This window comes from Antribacter sp. NEAU-D49 (assembly GCF_057158775.1).
Genome location: NZ_JBXTSN010000014.1, coordinates 57,746 through 75,862, shown reverse-complemented (window position 1 = coordinate 75,862; position 18,117 = coordinate 57,746). Strand labels below are relative to the sequence as shown.

General features: G+C 73.7%; 15 protein-coding genes. 6 read left to right on the top strand and 9 right to left on the bottom strand.

The window, feature by feature from the left end:
- Window positions 1-12: 12 nt before the first annotated feature.
- From purE to AC060K_RS12470, 5 genes are read right to left on the bottom strand one after another with little or no spacing between them, the layout of a single operon-like run.
- The gene (purE, locus tag AC060K_RS12490) at window positions 13-525 is read right to left on the bottom strand and encodes a 5-(carboxyamino)imidazole ribonucleotide mutase (protein WP_483765738.1); all 513 of its coding nucleotides are present in this window, start codon (window positions 523-525) and stop codon (window positions 13-15) included.
- Complete coding sequence (locus AC060K_RS12485) at window positions 522-1,733, bottom strand: 5-(carboxyamino)imidazole ribonucleotide synthase (protein ID WP_483765737.1); 1,212 nt, start codon at window positions 1,731-1,733, stop codon at window positions 522-524. Before AC060K_RS12485 ends, purE begins: the two co-directional genes overlap by 4 nt.
- Before the next feature lie 25 nt (window positions 1,734-1,758).
- Complete coding sequence (locus AC060K_RS12480) at window positions 1,759-2,334, bottom strand: dTDP-4-dehydrorhamnose 3,5-epimerase family protein (protein ID WP_483765736.1); 576 nt, start codon at window positions 2,332-2,334, stop codon at window positions 1,759-1,761.
- Window positions 2,335-2,368: 34 nt separating this feature from the next.
- A complete protein-coding gene (locus tag AC060K_RS12475) occupies window positions 2,369-3,730 on the bottom strand; it encodes a sensor histidine kinase (protein WP_483765735.1) in 1,362 nt (453 codons plus the stop codon).
- 4 nt (window positions 3,731-3,734) lie between these two features.
- Window positions 3,735-4,418, bottom strand: a complete 684-nt coding sequence (locus AC060K_RS12470; protein ID WP_125774524.1) for a response regulator transcription factor — start codon at window positions 4,416-4,418, stop codon at window positions 3,735-3,737.
- A gap of 150 nt (window positions 4,419-4,568) precedes the next feature.
- Here AC060K_RS12470 and AC060K_RS12465 point away from each other — a divergent pair, with 150 nt between their 5' ends.
- The 4 genes from AC060K_RS12465 (at window position 4,569) to AC060K_RS12450 (ending at window position 10,483) form a co-directional block, all read left to right on the top strand.
- A complete protein-coding gene (locus AC060K_RS12465) occupies window positions 4,569-6,041 on the top strand; it encodes a sensor histidine kinase (protein ID WP_483765734.1) in 1,473 nt (490 codons plus the stop codon).
- A complete protein-coding gene (locus AC060K_RS12460; protein ID WP_483765733.1) occupies window positions 6,038-6,793 on the top strand; it encodes a response regulator in 756 nt (251 codons plus the stop codon). Before AC060K_RS12465 ends, AC060K_RS12460 begins: the two co-directional genes overlap by 4 nt.
- Before the next feature lie 223 nt (window positions 6,794-7,016).
- Entirely contained in the window at window positions 7,017-7,784 is a 768-nt protein-coding gene (locus AC060K_RS12455; protein WP_483765781.1) for an ABC transporter ATP-binding protein, read from the top strand.
- Window positions 7,784-10,483, top strand: coding sequence for an ABC transporter permease (locus AC060K_RS12450; protein ID WP_483765732.1), 2,700 nt, complete (start codon window positions 7,784-7,786; stop codon window positions 10,481-10,483). Before AC060K_RS12455 ends, AC060K_RS12450 begins: the two co-directional genes overlap by 1 nt.
- Here the strand turns inward: AC060K_RS12450 and AC060K_RS12445 are convergent.
- The 4 genes from AC060K_RS12445 to AC060K_RS12430 all read right to left on the bottom strand — a co-directional run bounded on the left by AC060K_RS12445 (window position 10,430) and on the right by AC060K_RS12430 (window position 13,941).
- Complete coding sequence (locus tag AC060K_RS12445) at window positions 10,430-10,747, bottom strand: lactococcin 972 family bacteriocin (RefSeq protein WP_483765731.1); 318 nt, start codon at window positions 10,745-10,747, stop codon at window positions 10,430-10,432. The genes AC060K_RS12450 and AC060K_RS12445 overlap by 54 nt on opposite strands.
- 27 nt (window positions 10,748-10,774) lie before the next feature.
- Window positions 10,775-11,413 (bottom strand): ATP-binding cassette domain-containing protein, encoded by a 639-nt coding sequence (locus AC060K_RS12440; protein WP_483765730.1) that lies wholly within the window; start codon window positions 11,411-11,413, stop codon window positions 10,775-10,777.
- Window positions 11,414-11,478: 65 nt separating this feature from the next.
- Window positions 11,479-13,536 (bottom strand): bacteriocin-associated integral membrane family protein, encoded by a 2,058-nt coding sequence (locus AC060K_RS12435; RefSeq protein WP_483765729.1) that lies wholly within the window; start codon window positions 13,534-13,536, stop codon window positions 11,479-11,481.
- Between the two features lie 90 nt (window positions 13,537-13,626).
- The gene (locus AC060K_RS12430; protein WP_483765728.1) at window positions 13,627-13,941 is read right to left on the bottom strand and encodes a lactococcin 972 family bacteriocin; all 315 of its coding nucleotides are present in this window, start codon (window positions 13,939-13,941) and stop codon (window positions 13,627-13,629) included.
- A 245-nt stretch (window positions 13,942-14,186) separates the two neighbouring features.
- Between AC060K_RS12430 and AC060K_RS12425 the strand changes: the two genes are divergently transcribed.
- Window positions 14,187-14,855: a hypothetical protein gene (locus AC060K_RS12425; RefSeq protein ID WP_483765727.1), complete on the top strand. Its 669-nt coding sequence runs from the start codon at window positions 14,187-14,189 to the stop codon at window positions 14,853-14,855.
- Between the two features lie 106 nt (window positions 14,856-14,961).
- A complete protein-coding gene (locus AC060K_RS12420; RefSeq protein ID WP_483765726.1) occupies window positions 14,962-18,108 on the top strand; it encodes an FtsK/SpoIIIE domain-containing protein in 3,147 nt (1,048 codons plus the stop codon).
- Window positions 18,109-18,117 lie beyond the last annotated feature (9 nt).

Here is an 18,117-nt window from a genome sequence, read left to right as displayed (position 1 = left end):
GCGAGCCGCACCTCAGACCCCGTCGCGGCTCGCCCGCAGCGCGGCCCCCTTGGCCCGGGCGACGTCGCTCAGGGCCGCCTGGAACTCGACCATCCGCTCGCGCAGGGCCGCGGCCGCCTCGCCCTCGCCGGCGGCGAGGATGCGCGCGGCCAGCAGGCCGGCGTTCCGGGCACCACCGATCGAGACCGTGGCGACGGGCACCCCGGCGGGCATCTGAACGATGGACAGCAGCGAGTCCATGCCGTCGAGGTGCTTGAGCGGTACGGGAACCCCGATCACGGGGAGCGGCGTCACCGCCGCGAGCATGCCGGGCAGGTGCGCGGCACCGCCCGCGCCCGCGACGATCACCCGCAGCCCGCGCTCGGCCGCCGAGCGCCCGTAGTCGATCATCTCCACGGGCATCCGGTGTGCGGACACCACGTCCACCTCGACCGGGACGCCGAACTCCTCGAGCGCATCGGCGGCGCCCTGCATCACGGGCCAGTCGGAGTCCGACCCCATCACGATGCCCACCAGCGGGTTCATGCCACGACCTCCAGGTTCTCGCGTGTGCCCTGCAGCAGCGCCGCCGCCGCGACGGCCCGGCGGCGCACCTCCTCGAGGTCACCGCCGCTGACGTTCACGTGGCCGAGCTTGCGGCCCGGGCGCACGGCCTTGCCGTACAGGTTGACCCGCGCGTCGGGGAAGGCGGCGAGCACCTCCGGGAGCGCATCGGTCAGGTCGTCGTGCGTGGATCCCAGCACGTTCGCCATCACGGTCCAGGGCGCCACGGCGTCGGTCGAACCGAGCGGCAGGTCGAGCACGGCGCGGAGGTGCTGCTCGAACTGGCTCGTCACCGCGCCGTCGATGGTCCAGTGGCCGCTGTTGTGCGGTCGCATCGCGAGCTCGTTGACGAGGACCTGCGGCTCGCCGCCTGCTCCAGGCACCTCGAACAGCTCGACGGCGAGGACGCCCGTGACGCCGAGCCCTTCGGCGATCTCCACGGCGATCTCGCGGGCCTGGGCGGCAAGCTCGGGCGACAGGCCGGGCGCCGGCGCGACCACCTCGGAACACACGCCGTCGCGCTGGACGGACTCGACGACGGGCCAGGTCCGGACCTCGCCGGACGGCCGCCGGGCGACCAGCACCGCCAGCTCCCGGGTGAACGGCACCTTCTCCTCGACGAGCAGCGCCGGCCCGCCGGCCGCCGCGGCGGCGAGCCAGTCGTCGGCCCCGTCGGCGGAGGAGACCACGCGGACGCCCTTGCCGTCGTAGCCCCCGCGGGCGGTCTTGACGACGGCGGACCCGCCCACCTGGGCGAGGAAGCCGCCCAGGGCCGCGCGGGCGTCGTCGGCCACCTCGTGGGGAAGGGCGGTCCAGCGCGGGCACGGGACGCCGAGCTCGGTGAGCCGGCGGCGCATCACGATCTTGTCCTGGGCGTAGATCAGCGCGTCCGGGCCGGGCCGCACCGGGGTGCCGTGCTCGATCAGGTCGGTGAGCAGGCTGTTCGGCACGTGCTCGTGCTCGAAGGTCAGCACCGCGGCCGGTTCCCGGACCTCGCCGGGGGCGATCAGAGCGCGGATCGCAGCCTCGTCGGACGCGGCGCCCACGGGGGCGTCGGTCACGACCTGCGCCGCGGACGATCCGGCGTCCTCGACGAGGACCCGCAGCCGGACTCCGAGCCCTGCAGCCGCCGGTGCCATCATGCGTGCGAGCTGTCCTCCGCCGACCACGGCGATCACTGGTGGTTCCACGCTGGTCAAGGGTACCGGCAGCGCCCTACGCGACGGTCGTGGCGAGGTCCGAGAACTTCGGGGCGCCCGCGTCCTTGGCCGAGACCTGGGCCGGGTCCGACGGGTCGATCGCCACCGGCCACTCGACCCCGAGGCCCTCGTCGAGAGGCGTGAAGGCCGTACCCGCCATGCCCGGGACCCACTCCTGGTCGAAGCAGTAGAGGTACTGCGACCCGCCCTCGCTCACGCTCTGGAAGCCGTTGCAGACCCCGGCCGGGACCAGGACCTGGGTACCGGGCTCGAGGTCGACCGTCACGACGGCCCCGTAGGAGGCCGACTCCCGGCGCGCATCGAGGTACACGCCGAACGCCCGGCCGCTCACGATCGCGACGAGCTTCGTCATCGCCTCACCGTGCAGGCCGCGGACGGCTCCGTACCGCGTCTCCGTCGCGTTGATCTGCTGCCAGGGTCCGACGCCCGCCAGCGTGGCCGCGTAGGAGGAGGCCCGGTAGAGCTCGCGCACGGTGCCCCGGTCGTCGCTCACCTGCTTCATGGTCAGGACGACGAGCCCGTCGATCGCGGTGGTGGTGGTGTCCATGTCGATGATCTGCGGAGCGCTCACGCCGGGATCATCTCACAGGCCCGGCGGGCGCCGCCTACCTCCACGAGAAGCGGCGGCGCTTGGTCCCGGGGGTCGAGAACGTCGAGCCGACGGGAAGCACCACGTGCGGGTCGTACGACTTCGGGATGCCCGCGAGGAAGACGGAGAACACCGCCGGGTTGCGCTGGGAGAGCTCGAGGCGGCCGCCATCGGCCGTGACCAGGTCACGGGCGAGCGCGAGGCCCAGGCCCGTGCCGGCGCCCGACGTGACGCCGCGCTCGAAGATCTGGCCGGCCAGCTCCTCGGTGACGCCTGGGCCCTCGTCCGCGACCTCGACCGCGACCGCGCCCGTGTTCCCGGAGAGCCGGGCCCGCAAGGTGGTGGTGCCGTCGCCGTACTTGAGCGAGTTCTCGATCAGGGTCGACAGCACCTGGGCGAGAGCACCCGGCGTGGCGAGGACCTGGAGGTCCTCGGGTACCTCGACGGCCAGGTGACGGCCCTCCTTCTCGAAGGTGGGGCGCCACTCCTCCTCCTGCTGCCGGAGCACGACCGAGAGGTCGACGGTCTCCGTGGTGCCACCCTGCGCCTTGCGGGACCGGGCGAGCAGGTCGTCCACGACCCCCACGAGTCGCTCCACCTGCTCCAGCGAGATGCGCGCCTCCTCCTGGACCTCGGGCTCGGTCGACAGGAGCGTGATCTCCTCGAGCCGCATCGTCAGGGCCGTGAGAGGGGTGCGCAGCTGGTGCGAGGCGTCGGAGGTGAACTGCCGCTCGACGGCGAGGCGGCTGGCGAGCCGGTCCGCGCTGCGCGCGAGCTCGGCCGCGACGAGGTCGATCTCCTCGACGTTCGTGGGCTCGAACTGCGGGCGCACCTGCCCGGAGCCGAGCAGCTCGGCAGATGCCGCCAGGTAGACGAAGGGCGCCGCCAGACGGTTCGCCAGCCAGGACGCCATGATGTAGCCGGCGGCGATCGCGGCGAGACAGCCCAGCGCGACGAGGGCGACGGCGTACGACGCCTTCACGTAGGCCGGCCAGGCCGGGACCTGGACGATCACGTAGAGCCGTTCGGCCTCGCTGTTGACCGCCACCTCGATCCGCGGCTCGCCCACCGGCTCGCCCGTGGTGTGGACGGTGCCGTCCGACATCGTCACCTGGATGTACGCGTCGGGCTCAGGCTCGGCGCCCGCCGCCATCTCCTCCAGATAGGACGGGACCAGCGCGACAGCCGCCGGATCGCCCTCGTCGAGGCTGTCCGCGTTGCTCTCGAACCACTCGGCCACCTCCACCGCGCGGGCGCTGATGGCGTCGACCTGCAGGGCGTAGACCCACTTGCCACCGACGATGGCGAGCGGGACGCCGAGGAGGAGGACCGCCACGGAAACCGCTGCCAGTGTGGCGGTCCTCACCCGCTCGCGCATGCGACTAGCTCGCCCCGATCTCGAACCGGAAGCCGAGACCGCGCACGGTCGAGACGTAGCGCGGGGCGTTGGCGTCGTCGCCGAGCTTGCGGCGGAGCCACGACACGTGCATGTCGAGAGTCTTCGTGGAACCCACCGGGTCCGAGCCCCAGACGTCACGCATCAGCGTGTCGCGGACCACGACGGAACCGGCGTTGGCGACGAGGACGCGCAGGAGGTCGAACTCCTTGGTGGTGAGGTGCAGCTCGCGGTCGCCCTGGAACGCGCGGTGCGCGGCCACGTCGACGCGGACGTCCTGCGCGTGCAGCTCCTCCTCCTCGCCGGTCTCGCCGTGCGACCGGCGCAGCAGCGCGCGGACGCGGGCCAGGAGCTCGGCGAGGCGGAACGGCTTGGTGACGTAGTCGTCAGCACCGGCGTCCAGACCCACGACCAGGTCGACCTCGTCGGCGCGTGCGGTGAGCACGAGCACCGGGACGGTCAGGCCGCTGGCCCGGATCTCGCGCGCGACATCGAGCCCGTCCATGTCCGGCAGGCCGAGGTCCAGGACGACGATGTCCGCCCCGCTAGCGTTCTCGATCGCACCTTTGCCGGTTCCTTGCACGACGACGTCGTAACCCTCGCGGGTGAGCGCTCGTGCCAACGGCTCGGCAATGGCCGGGTCGTCCTCGGCTAGGAGTACGTGAGTCATTCCCCCATGCTAGGGCATTCCGCACCTCGCGGCGTCACCGCGAGGCGTGTCGGGTTCGCCCTTCCCGAATCCTTTCGGGCGGTTGCGCTACGAGAGAGTGCTACCACGGGATGACGCGGCGACGCAATGGTCCGGCTTAATGTGACCCGCATGGGCTGGTACGAACGCGTCGCGCGATGGTCGGAGAAGCATCGCTTCCTCATGGACCTCGGCGGCACCCTCGTCCTCGCCCTGGTCGTCGTGGTCCCGGCCGCGCAGCTGAACCTGTACGGCCCGGGCTCCGAGTCGGGGGACCTCAGGCTGGCGCTCTGGTCGGCCGCGGTCATCGCGCCTCTGCCCTGGGCCCGGACTCGTCCGGTGGCCGCCACCGTCGCGGTGTACGCGGCTGCCCTGGGCCACCTGCTGGCGGGCTACCCCCTCGTCGGCCCGGCAGACCTGCTGGCGGTGCCGTACTCGTTGTACACGCTCACGGTGTACGGGCCCCGGTGGGCCTACCGGGTGGGTGCGCTGTCCGCCATGGCCGGGTCGGTGGCCGTCGGGATCTCCCTGTGGTGGTGGACCGGGGAGAGCGTCCTGTCGTCCGTACCGGTGATGGTCTTCTCCGCGCTCGTGTTCCTCGCCGTCTTCGCCTTCGGCCTCGTCCGGCGCGGACGCCGCACGATGCTCGTCGCGATGCAGGAGCGCACCGTCCGCCTCGAGATCGAGCGGGACCAGCAGGCGCAGATCGCCACCGCGGCCGAGCGGGCCCGCATCGCGCGCGAGATGCACGACATCGTGGCCCACTCGCTGTCGGTCGTCATCGCCCAGGCGGACGGCGGGCGCTACGCCGCGGCGAACGACCCGGACGCCGCCACCCGCGCCCTCGGCACCATCGCCGAGACGGGCCGGGCGGCCCTCACCGAGATGCGGCGTCTCCTGGGCGTGCTCCGCGAGGACGCCCCCGGCACGGGCGCCGCGGGAACCCCGCCGGGTCTGCCCGGTGCCGGCAGCCCGCCCTCCTCGGCAAGGTCGCCCCGGTCGCTCCTCGGCCTGGAACGGGTGCTGCCCGCGGTCTGGACGGCGGCACCCGGGCCGACGCCGGACGCCCCTCCCGCGCCGGAGCCCGCCGCGAGCGCCCCGCCCGCGCCGCTCACGCCGCAGCCGGACGTCACGGAGATCGAACGGCTCGTGGAGCAGGTGCGCGAGAGCGGCGTCCGCGTCTCCTTCGTCCGGGTCGGCGCCGAGCGCAACCTGCCGCCCGGCATCGGGCTCACCCTCTACCGCGTGTGCCAGGAGGCGCTCACGAACGTGCTCAAGCACGCCGGGCCCGGGCCGCGGGTGAGCGTCCTGCTCCGGTTCGGCGACCGGGAGGTGGAGCTCGGCGTCGACGACGACGGGCGCGGCCTGGCCGCCGACGGCGCGGGCCCCCACGCCGTCGGCGGTCCCGGCGGCAGCCGGGGGCCGGACGCGGGATACGGTCTGACAGGGATGCGGGAGCGCGCGGCGCTCTTCGGCGGGTCGCTCACCGCAGGACCCCGGCCCGGCGGCGGGTTCCGCGTGCGGCTCACCATCCCGGTGCCGCCTCCGGCGACGACCCTCGCGCCGCTCACCCCGCACGCCGCCACGACCACCGAGGAGCCATGACGTCCGCAGCCCCGCACCCCGAGCCCGCCGGAGGCCCCGTCCGGGTCGCCCTCGTGGACGACCAGCCGCTCGTCCGGGCCGGGCTCCGGATGGTGATCGACTCCCAGCCGGACCTGTCCGTGGTCCTGGAGGCCGGCGACGGGGTCCAGGCGCTGCGGCTCCTCGCGGACCACCCGGTCGACGTCGTCCTCATGGACGTCCGCATGCCGCACCTGGACGGGCTCGCCACCACGGCGAGGCTGCTCGGCGGGACCGGCGCCTCCCCGGGGGCCGCGACCGGGGCCGGCGTCGTGCCGCGCGACGGCTCGCCCCGGGTGGTGGTGCTCACCACGTTCGACCTCGACGAGTACGTCCTCGACGCCATCCGCGCGGGGGCAAGCGGCTTCCTGCTCAAGGACGCCCAGCCGGAGGAGCTGCTGGCGGCCATCCGGACGGTGCACCAGGGCGACGCGGTGATCGCGCCGTCGTCGACCCGGCGCCTCCTGGAGCACCTCGTCACGGCGCTGCCCGCCGACGACCCCGCCCGCTCGGACGCCGACGCGGCCCTCGCCGCGCTCACCGACCGGGAGCGGGAGGTCCTCGTGCTGATGGCGCGCGGCCGGTCCAACACGGAGATCGCCGCCGACCTCTACGTCGCCGAGGCCACGGTGAAGACGCACGTGGGACGCATCCTGGCGAAGCTCGGTGCCCGCGACCGGGTGCAGGCGGTCGTCACCGCGTACGAGACGGGCCTGGTCCGCCCGGGGTCCTGACCGGGGCCGCCCCCGAGCCGTCAGGGTCGGCCGTACGACCTGGGGATGACCTGGGAGCCGGCGAGGACCATCCCGCCGTCCGATGCCCCGGCGACGGCGCGCCCGTAGCGTCGGTGGTGCACCCGGGCGATGGCCCAGCGCCCGCCCGGGTGCACCAACAGACCACCGAACGCGTCCGACTGGAGAACCCGTGGACACCACCGTGTACGTACCCCTCGACGGCATGGGGCCAGGCTCGCCCGCCGTGCGAGCGCGCAGCCTGACCAAGACCTACGGCAAGGGCGAGGCGGAGGTGCACGCGCTGGCCGGCGTCGACGTGGACTTCGCGGAGGGCAGGTTCACGGCGATCATGGGGCCGTCAGGCTCCGGCAAGTCGACACTCATGCACCTGCTCGCCGGGCTGGACTCCGCCACGAGCGGCCAGGCGTTCCTCGGCACCACCGACATCACGCGCCTCGGCGACCGCGAGCTCACCGCGCTGCGCCGGGACCGGGTGGGCTTCGTCTTCCAGCAGTTCAACCTGCTGCCGATGTTCACCGCCGAGCAGAACATCATGCTGCCCGTCGAGCTCGCGGGCGGCACGGTGGACCGGGCGTGGTTCGACACCCTGGTGGCGACGCTCGGCCTCGAGTCGCGGCTGTCGCACCGCCCGGGCGAGCTCTCCGGCGGGCAGCAGCAGCGCGTCGCCATCGCCCGTGCCCTGGTCGCGCAGCCCGACGTCGTGTTCGCCGACGAGCCCACCGGCAACCTCGACTCACGTTCGGGCGCCGAGGTGCTGTCGTTCCTGCGCCGCTCCGTGCGCGAGCTGGGCCGCACCATCATCATGGTCACCCACGACCCGGCCGCGGCCGCGTACGCCGACCGGGTCGTGCTGATCGCCGACGGCAAGATCGCGGGCGACATCAGCGACCCGACCCCCGAGGCGGCCCTCGCCGGCCTCGACGCCCTCCGCACGCTCGAGCCGTCCGTCGTCGTCGGGGGCGACGCCTGATGGCCGGCACCCGCTTTCCCACCGCGCGCCTCACGCTCGGCCAGATGCGCCGCAGCGCGGGCCGCCTCACCGCGGCAGGCGTCGCGATCGCGATCGGCACCGCGTTCATCGCCGTGACGCTGCTCGCGGGCGACCTCATCAACCGCACCGCTCGCGACATGGTCGCCGCCGAGTATGCCGACGCGGACGTCGTCCTCTCCATCGACGACCCGGAGGTCGGCGCGGGTTTCGACGACGCCACGCTGAGCGCTCTGGCAGAGGTGGACGGCGTCGCCGCCGTGCAGCCCCTCATCACCTACTGGGGCGACCTCCGCCACGGCGGAAAGGGTTCGTTCCAGATCCTCGTCCCGGCTCCGTCCGACGAGCGCCTCAGCCCGCTCGAGCTGTCCGACGGGGCCTGGCCCGGCCGGACCGGCGAGGTCGCCGTGCCCGAGGCGCTGGCCGAGAGGCTGGGCATCGCCGTCGGCGACACGGTGACGCTGCAGCGCACCATCTTCCCGCCCGAGCCGGAGGCCGGCGAGGAGGTCGTCGAGGCCGACCCGGTGCAGGTGACCGACGACCTGCGGGTCACGGGCATCACCACCGACCCGTACGGCTCCTACGCCGGCCAGGGTGGCGCCGTGGCGGCCACCTTGACCGACCTCAGCACGTGGATCGCCGAGGCGAACGAGGACACCACGTACGAGGAGGCCATGGTCGCGCTGGACGAGCCGCTCTCGAGCGCGGCAATCCCGCCGGCCCTGCAGCAGGCCCTCACGGACGCGGCCGCCCTCGCGGACGTGCCCGCCGAGCAGGTCGTGGTCGCCACGACCGAGACGCGGGCCGCCGAGAAGACCGCCGAGCAGACCGGCGGCCAGGACCTCGTGTTCCTGGTCTTCGTGCTGACGTTCGCGGCCGTCGCGCTGCTCGTCGCGGGGCTCGTCATCACGAACACCTTCCAGGTGCTCGTCGCCCAGCGCACCCGCACGCTGGCCCTGCTGCGGTGCATCGGGGCGGGTACCGGCCAGCTCTACCGGAGCGTGCTCCTGGAGGCCGCGATCCTGGGCGCGCTGGCCTCGTTGGCCGGCGTGGTGGGCGGTGCCCTCCTGGCTCAGGGCGCCCTCATGGTGGCCCCGTCCTTCGACCTCGGGGTGCCTCTGCCCCCGACCATCACCCTGACGTGGCCCGTCGTCGTGCTCCCGCTGCTCGTGGGCACCGCAGTGACGGTCCTCGCGGCCCTCTCCCCCGCCCGTGCGGCCACCCGGGTGGCCCCGCTCGCTGCGCTGCGGCCGGCGGACGCCCCGTCGCTCCGGGCACGCTCCGGCAGGGCGCGGGCGGCCCTCTCGACGCTCGCCATGGTGGGCGGCTTCGCCCTCCTCGCCCTCGGTACCGCCCTGGGCATCGGCGAGCGCCCCGATGTGGGTCTCCTCGCGGGGGTCGCGGGCGGCGCGGTCTCGTTCGTGGGCGTGGTGCTCGGCTCGGTGCTGTGGCTGCCCAAGGTGGCTGCGGGCGTCGGCCGGCTGGTGGGCCGCTCGGGCCCGTCGGCCCGGCTCGCGGTCGCGAACACCCTGCGGAACCCTCGCCGCACCGCGGCGACCTCCACCGCCCTGCTCATCGGCGTCACGCTCGTCACCATGATGCTGACCGGCGCGGCCGGCGCGCGGCAGTCCGCGGACACGATGATCGACGAGCAGTTCCCGATGGACCTCCTGGTCACGGCCGGTTCCCCGGACACCTTCGACGACGTGCGGTCCGCCGTCGACGGCGTCGACGGCATGGCCGCGACCGCGACCGTCACCCACGGCACCGTGACGATCGGTTCCGCCGACGACCTCCTGGTCACCGCCGCCGACCCCGACCGGCTGGCCGACGTGGTCAACACGCCCGACGAGGCGGCGAAGCTCACCTCGGGGACGATCCTCCTGACGGAGGAGGCGCTCGAGTCGCTCGAGACCACGGCCGGCGGCACCCTCACCGTGACAGGGCCTGACGGCTCGGTCGACCTGACGGTGGCCGTCACGTCGACCGCCAGCCTCAACCGGTTCGTGACGCTCGAGGACCTCGAGACCGTCGACAGCGCGGCCGTCCCCGGGCAGGTGTGGGCCCGCCTGGCCGCCGACACCGACGCGTCAGCGGTGCTCGGCGACGTCCAGGACGCCGTCGGCGCCACGGACGGCGGCGCCATGGTCATGGGGCCGGCCGCACAGGCTGCGCAGTTCCGCCAGGTCGTGGACGTGATCCTCGGCATCGTCGTGGGCCTGCTCGCGGTGGCCGTGGTGATCGCCGTGATCGGCGTGACCAACACGCTGTCCCTCTCCGTGATCGAGCGGACCCGCGAGTCGGCCACCCTCCGCGCGATCGGCCTGAGCAAGGGCCAGCTGCGCCGCATGCTCGCCATCGAAGGCATCCTCATCGCGGGCGTGGGCGCCGGCGTCGGCATCCTGCTCGGGGTGCTGTACGGCTGGGCGGGCTCCGTCACGGCGTTGTCGCTCATGGGCGACGTGGCGCTCGTGGTCCCCTGGACCGAGCTGGCGGTCGTGGTCGGCATCTCGCTCGTGGCGGGACTGGTCGCCTCGGTGCTCCCGGCCCGCGCTGCGGCCCGGACCTCACCGGTCGCCGCCGTCGTCGTGCTCTGTCAGGCTCTGCCGACCCGCAGGCCTCCCACGTCAGCAGGTGTGCCAGTACGAACGGTTCACGGTCCACCAGCGCTCCGTGGCTGACGCCCTGGCCCAGTAGCCCGGGGCGATGCCGGTGACGCGCACAGACTCGGTCCCCTGGACCGAGGCACCGTGGCAGCTGGACCCGTGGTAGTAGTGCGACCACACGCGACCGTCGTCCGTGCCGGAGAGCCAGGTGCCGCCGCCGGCGCTGACCGCACCAGCCACACCCGCCCCGCCGGCCACCATCGCACCGCCGATGACGAGCGCAGCCACTGCACTGCGGAAACGCCCCGGCGTGGTGCTGTTCCTCGTACCGAACATCATCTGTCTCCTTCGAGGTGGATGGTGCTTTCAGGCCCTACCGACCCGCAGGACGTCCGTGCACGCCTCGACGACGTGCTCGGAATGCGTGGCGATGAGCACAGCGGCGCCGTCGTCGGCGATGGATCGCAACGAGCTGAGCACCATGTCGGCGTTGGCACCGTCGAGAGCGCCGGTCGGCTCGTCCGCAAGGACGACCGTGGGCGCCTTCACGAGCAGTCGCGCGAGAGCGACCCGCTGCTGCTCCCCGCCGGACATGCGGAAGACGGGCTCCTTTCCGCGTCCGCCGAGACCGACGCGCTCCAGCGCCTCCTCGGCGGGCACGCCGGCGGCGCCCTTGCGGCCGGGGGCCAGCGCGATGTCGAGGTTGAAGCGGACGGTGGCGTTCTCGACGAGGGCGTAGTTCTGGAAGAGATAGCCCAGCGTGTCCCGGCGGAACCTGCGTGCCGTGCCGCTCCCGAACTTGGTGATGTCGCGCCCGTCCACCTCGATGGCGCCGGACGTCACGTCCTCCAGCAGTCCCACACAGTTCAGCAGGGTGGACTTGCCCGACCCGGACGGTCCGGTCAACGCCACCATCTGCCCGGGGGCGACCTTGAACGACAATCCTTCGAACAGGACGCGGTCACCGAAAGCCTTGCTCAGCTCGACGGCAGTGATGCTCGACATGATTGGCGCTCCTCAGAGGATGGACAGACCGGGATACGGACCGAGGACGGTGGTGACGGGCACGATCATGAGTCCGCCGAGCGGGTCCTGACCAGGCGTTCGGTAGCGGTACGCACCAGGAAGGCGGTGAGAGCAAGGCCGCCGACCGCGCTGACTGCGGCGATGCTCAGCTGCCATGCACCGGCGCTGTGCCTGACAACGTCGGCGGGGCCCACGGGGCCGGCGGGGCCGAGCGCCTCGTTGACGGTCCAGACCAGCACCAGCACCACCAGGGCCGCCTCACCGGCGAGGAACGTCAGGTGGGACCGCCAGAACGACCAGCCGGAGATGTAACGCACGAACAGCGCCTGTGCCGACCTGCGAGCGTGGATCGTCGAGACACCGAACGCGGTGGCGACGACCACGGCGAGCACCCCCGCCGTCGCGAAGACGGCCAGCCTCAGGTCGGCGACCAGCGCACGATACTGGTCTGCCGCCGCCTGGGCCACAGGCTGGACGCCGATGATGTAGTCCGAGAGGCCTGCGGCGTCGACCCTCGCGAGGGCCTCCGCCGGGTCGAGAAAGACCACCGCGCCGACGGTCAGCCACGACAGGTAGCCCTGGTCATCGACCATTCCTGTGGTCTCCGGGATCACGAGGAGGACCGCGTCGGTCGTGTAGGGGGACACCCGCGCGTCGTTGGGGCTCCCGTAGGTGAAGTGTTCCTGACCGGCCGCCACCGCCCGCTCGGCGATCAGCGGCGCCTCGACACCGGCCAGGCCCGACTGGAACGTCGTCCAGGCCGCGATGCCCGACCGGATGTCCTCCCCGCACCGAGGCGGCACCAGCGCGGTCACCTCGTCCGGCGCGACGTCCGTCAGACGGGCCCCGGCATCGTCGAGCACCGTGTGCTCCCCGAGATACGCGGGGTTCACCGCGAAGACCGGGCAGGTCAGGTCCGGGACGGCGTTCGGCGACGACGGGTCGGCGGGCGCCATGAGGTAGGAGACGTCCAGCACGACCACGGCATCGCCGGCCTGCCCCGCCTCGCGCACCATGGCACCTGCCCGGGCGTCGGTCTCGGGGTCGTCCCCGCCGACCTGGCCGCCCACCAGGAGGTACGAGGCGTCTCCCACCGCCTTCCAGGCGGACTGCGCCGCCTGGCGCTCGAGCACCTGGAGGGCCGCGGTCACGCACCCGAACGCGACGGTGACGACGAGCAGGACAGCGGGGACCCGTACCGCGTACATGGCGACCAGCGCCCAGCCGGAGGCGTACTCACCCTTGACCGCCCCGAGGATCTGTGAGCGGAACGTCAGTCCGAGAGCGGCGACGTGTGTCAGCACCGCCATCGCGAGGAGAGCGCCCACCGTGGTACCCGCGACGGCTGAGAACTCCCCCACGCGCGCGAAGCCGTTGTAGAACCACAGCGCCACGCCCACCACGAGGGCGAGGACGCCGGCGAGCGCGGCAGCACCGCGGACGGCCTCTCGCAGGTCCCGGGCAAGGATCGTGCCGAACGACCGCCCCTGGAGACGCTGGACGCCGTACGCCGGAGCGTTCATCACGACGCCGGACCCGATGAGCACGACGACCGCCAGGACGGCCATGAGGGCGCTCCAGGCCAGCGGACCGTAGCCGAGCTTCTCCGGGATGTCCGCGAGACCCGGATACGGTGCGACCTCGCCGTCGAGCCCGAGCGCCCGCAGCTCGCCGAGGAGCTCCTCGGCGTCGGCCTGGTCACCCCAGACCACGTAATAGCCCCGCGGGTCGGTGTCAGCAAGGTCCGACATCGGGTGGTAGCGGACATCGGTAAGCCGGCTGAAGCCCTGAAACCCGTGCGCGATCCGGTCGGCAGCCTCGCCCTCCGGATCACCGACCGCCACGTAGATGTGTGTCACGTTTCCCGGGGAGCGCAGGTCCGTCACGATGCGGCCGACGTCGGCCCCGGTCTCCTGGGCGACGCGCGTGACGGCCGCTTCCACGTCGGCGGCCGAGGCCGACGGGAGCTTCTCACCGATGCGGACCTGCTGGTCCGGGCCCGCGGGCCCCAGCTCGTCGAACGCATGAAACGCGAGGAACGCGAGGAACGTCCCCAGCAGCACGGACAGCGCGTACGCCAGACGGGCACCGCGATGAAGCATGTCGACTCTCCTGGGGGCCGTGGGTCGGACAGGCCTGTGCGGCCGAGCACAGAGCTGCTCGGCCGCACAAGGTCTCGCACAGTGACGTGATCAGCAGGTGTGCCAGTACGAGTGGTCCACGGCGTACCAGCGGTCCGGCGCCGACGCCCTGGCCCAGTAGCCGCCGGGCACGCCCGTGACGCGCACGAAGACGGTCCCCTGGACCGAGGCGCCGTGGCAGCTGGACCCGTGGTAGTAGTGCGACCACACGCGGCCGTCGTCGGTGCCGTAGTTCCAGGTGCCACCACCGACGCTGACCGCGTTGGCCACGCCCGCGCCGCCGGCAGCGAGCGCGCCGCCGACCACGAGCGCGGCCACCGCCCTGCGAACGCTACCGGGCTTGGTGCTGTTCCTCTTGCCGAACATCATCTGTCTCCTGTCGAAGGGGGATGTTGTACGGTGTCGCGGCGCCGCAACGTGAACCACCTTCGCAGAGCCGTGTCCAGCCCGGTACCCGGGTGATACGGGGTACTCCGGGCGGGTGATCTCTGTTCGCCACGCGCACACCTCCTGCCGGACTTGTGTCCATTTTGTTACGGTCCACAGGGGTCGGCGGGCAACCACCGGCAAAGACAGGGGGAAAGATGACAACGCTCTGTACAACAGACATCGTGCTCACGGTCACGTTGGCCGAGGGGGTGGAGGGTACGGATGCCCGGGAGGTCATGGACGCGCCCGCCGGGCGACCGGTGACGTTCAGCGGATGCGTCACGGGATGCTGTCCCACGCCGGACCTGCTCGTCCAGGGGGCGGCGGGGACGATCAGCGCCGACAACGACGGAACCTGGCACCTCACGAATCTCAGCACCGGGGTGGCCCTGCGGGTCTGGAACCTCGACGACCCGCGTGACCAGGTCCGCGTCGCACCGGGAGCCACGCTGTCGCCACCGTTCGACCTCGCGGCCGTCGCCGGCGCCACCGGGCACATCCTTACCGTCTTCGGCCCCGAGCCGGCGGGCGCCCCGGCAGGGTGGTGCGTCGCCGACGTCCCCGTGGCGTGGGGCATCGATCCCACGAGCCGCCGGCATGACGTGATGGTCGCGCTCGTCGCGCCCCGCATGCGCGGCGACGCCTCCGCACCGCTGCCCACCGCCCGCACGATCGGCGAACAGCTCGGCATGTCGCACCGCACCGTCCAGGAGCACCTCTGCGCCCTGGTCAAGACGCTCGAGATCCCGACCACCAGGGTGCGGCGGCCGGGCTGGGTGCAGGAGGCTCTGGTCACCTACGCGCTGAACCATCCCTACGTGCCGCCGAAGGGAGAACGTCTCCCCTGGTGACGCGCTGCCGGACGGAGGCCGACGCACGGCCTGTGGAGAGCCCGCCCGTGCACACCTGCCGCGCGCTCCCACGCGGCAACCCCGGACGCCGTCGGACCCTGATGGCGTGGCACGTGACCCCGTACGACTGACCCTCCACCGCGGCGAGGACCTCCTCCTCCGCACCGGGGCCTCGCTCGGCGCCCTGCGCCCTGCGCTGGCCGACCTGCTCCGCCGCCCGGAGCTTCGGCACGCTCCGCTGCAGGCCGACGGGGTGGTCACCACCGACGCCCGACGCGTCGGCGAGCACCCGCTCGTGCCCGGCGCCACGCTCGCCACGCTGGCCACGACCGAGGCGCTGGACCCGGCACGGCAGCGGGAGGAGCACGCCCTCCGTTCCCGGTGGGTCGTCGCCTCCACGTCCGGGCCTCGGGCGGGTGACCTCTCGGCCACCACCCCCGTCGGGGCCGTGCTCGCCCGGGCCGGCAGAGGCCGGCTCGTCGCCCGGCGGTGCCCGGGCGGGCTCGCCGGCTGGCTCGTTCCGCCGAGGCCGGCTACGCCGGGACCGGCAGGCATCCTCGTGGTTCTCCTGCCGGTGGTGGCGTCGCTCGGCCTCGCCGCCGCGCTGCGGCAGCCTGCCCTCGCCCTCTTCGCCGCGGTCGGGCTGGTCACGGCTCTCCCCCAGCTCCAGGCCGCCCGACGCCGCCGCCTGGCCTCCCGCAGAGCACGGCTCGGCGACGACCGGACCGGGACCGCGAGCACCGCACCGCAGGACGGCGCACGCGCGCCGCGAGCCCTGCCGGGCCCGGCGGGCCTCATGGCCTTTGCCGCGGCCGCCGAACACGCGTCCGCCGGCGCCTGGGCCGCGGTGGCACCTTCCGAGGAGTCACCCGACGGCATGCCACCCCACCCCGGGCGCGACGAGCGGCCCGGATCTCCTGAGACGCTGGCACGCTCCCTCCTCACCGACGGGACGCTCGGCATCCGCGGCCCCGCGGAGCCCACACGTGCGGTGGCTCGCGCCGTGGTGGCCGAGCTGGCCGCCCAGGGGATCCCCGTGGACGTGCTGGGGCACGGGGCGTCGGCCTGGGCCTGGTGCCGCTGGCTGCCCGCTGCGAGCGCTCGGGTCCCGGACGCCCGCTCCGGCACACCGGGCGGGCGCGCGCCCGACGGGGCGACGACGGCCACCGGGCGGCAGGCCGTCGTCCTCGTCGACACCGACGGGGCCGACGCCGACCTGGCGCTCGCCGAGTCCGTGGCGCTGTCGAACGGCACGGTCCTGCTGTGCCACCCGCACGCCGGTGCGGCGACGCCGGGGCCCGCCGGGCACGGCTCCCAGGCGCCCGCCTGGTGCCGCACAAAGGTCGAGGTGCGCGACGACGCGCTCCAGGTGCAAGGCCCGGACGGCGCCGTGGCCGCTCCCCTGGTGGGGGTCAGCGCAGCATGGGCGGAGCGCCTGGCCCGCCGGCTCGCGGCAGCGGCCTGGCTCGGCCGGCTGCCCTCGCCGTTCACCCGACCGGGCGGGACGTCGAGCATGGGTCCCGTGACGGACCCGCGCCTCCCCGGTGTCGTGCCGCTCGCCACGATCCACGGGCTCGGCCCGCGACCCGATCCCCGCAGGATCGCCGCCGGCTGGGCAGCGGACAGCGGCTCGGCGACCGGCGACGGCTCGCCAGCGGGCGGCGGCTGGGCTGTGCCGCTCGGGGCCTCCGCCGAGGGCGTCGTCCACCTCGACCTGGTGGCTCAGGGTCCACACCTCCTCGTCGCGGGGACGACCGGCTCTGGCAAGTCGGAACTTCTGCAGACGCTGGTGCTCGGACTGGCCCTGCGCCGCTCGCCCGCCGACCTCTCCCTCGTGCTGGTCGACTTCAAGGGCGGCGCGAGCCTCGGCGCGTGCGGCCGCCTGCCGCACGTGGTCGGCCAGGTCACCGACCTCGACCCGGGGCTCGCCGGCCGGGCCCTTGCGGGGCTGCGGGCGGAGCTGCGACGGCGGGAGACGGTGCTCGCGGTACATGGGGTCGCGGATGTCGCCCAGCTGCCCAGGGGCGTCCTGCCCCGGCTCGTCGTGGTGATCGACGAGTTCCGGGCCCTCGCCGAGGACCTGCCCGAGTTCCTCCCTGGCGTGCTGCGCGCCGCGTCCCAGGGCAGGTCGCTCGGTGTCCACCTCGTGCTGGCCACGCAACGGCCCGCCGGTGCCGTGAGCGCCGAGCTGCGAGCCAACGTCGGCGCACGGGTGGCGCTCCGCGTCGTCGATGCGCTGGAGTCCCGCGACGTGGTGGACTCTCCGCTGGCTTCCCAGATCCCTGCCGACCGGCCCGGCCGGGCCGTGCTGCGAGTCGGGTCTGCACCACCGGTGGTGCTCCAGTGCGCGCAGGCAGGGAGACGCGGCGAGACCGAACCCGACCTCGTCCGGCGGGCGCCGGCCTGGCCTGGCGCGCACGGGGGCACGAGCCCGACCGGACGCGAGACCGCCGCGTCCGGTGCCGCACCGGCACAACGGCAGGACGTTGCCGCAGAGATCGTGGACGCCGTGCGGGCTGCCGCCAGGGGGCTGGGCCACGTGCCGGGTCCGCCGCCCTGGCTCCCCCCGCTCCCAGCGCGGGTCAGCGCGGCCGACCTGGCCGAACACGTCCAGCCGGGCACCGCACCGCCGGGCATCGCCCTCGCCCTCGGCGACGTACCCGCGCAGCAGCGCCGTTCCACCGTGGCCTGGAACCCGGAGGACGGGCACCTCGCCGTGGTGGGCCGTCCGCGTTCCGGTCGCACCACGGCACTGGTGACCATCGCGGCCGCGGCGCTGCGGGCCGGCCACCGGGTGCACGTGGTGGCGGGTGCGCGATCCGCTGGGCTGTTCGACGTGCTCGCCGGCCATCCTGCTCTCGGGACGGTGACCGGACCACGCGAGCCGGAGCGGCTCGCAGAGCTGTTGCGGTCCTTGACGGAGGATCCGGACCCCGGCGCGTCACGCGGAACCGTCGTGGTCGTCGACGGCATCGAGGATCTCCGGACGGCCCTGATCTCGGCACCGTACGGCCGGGACCCTTTGATCGGTGCGCTCACGGGGAGCGCCGCCTTCGCCCTCGGTGCGGACGGCCCCGGTCTTGGCGGAGTGGCCGGCAGGGTAGGACCCCGGCTCGTCCTGCTGTCCGGCGACCGGGCAGGGGACGTGTCGCTGGGAGCACCGGCGCCGTACGCGGGGACGGCTGGGGCACCGGGGCGCGGGGTCTGGCTCGATCGTGGGGAGCCGGTGCTCTGCCAGGTGCTGATGCCGTGATTGGGACGA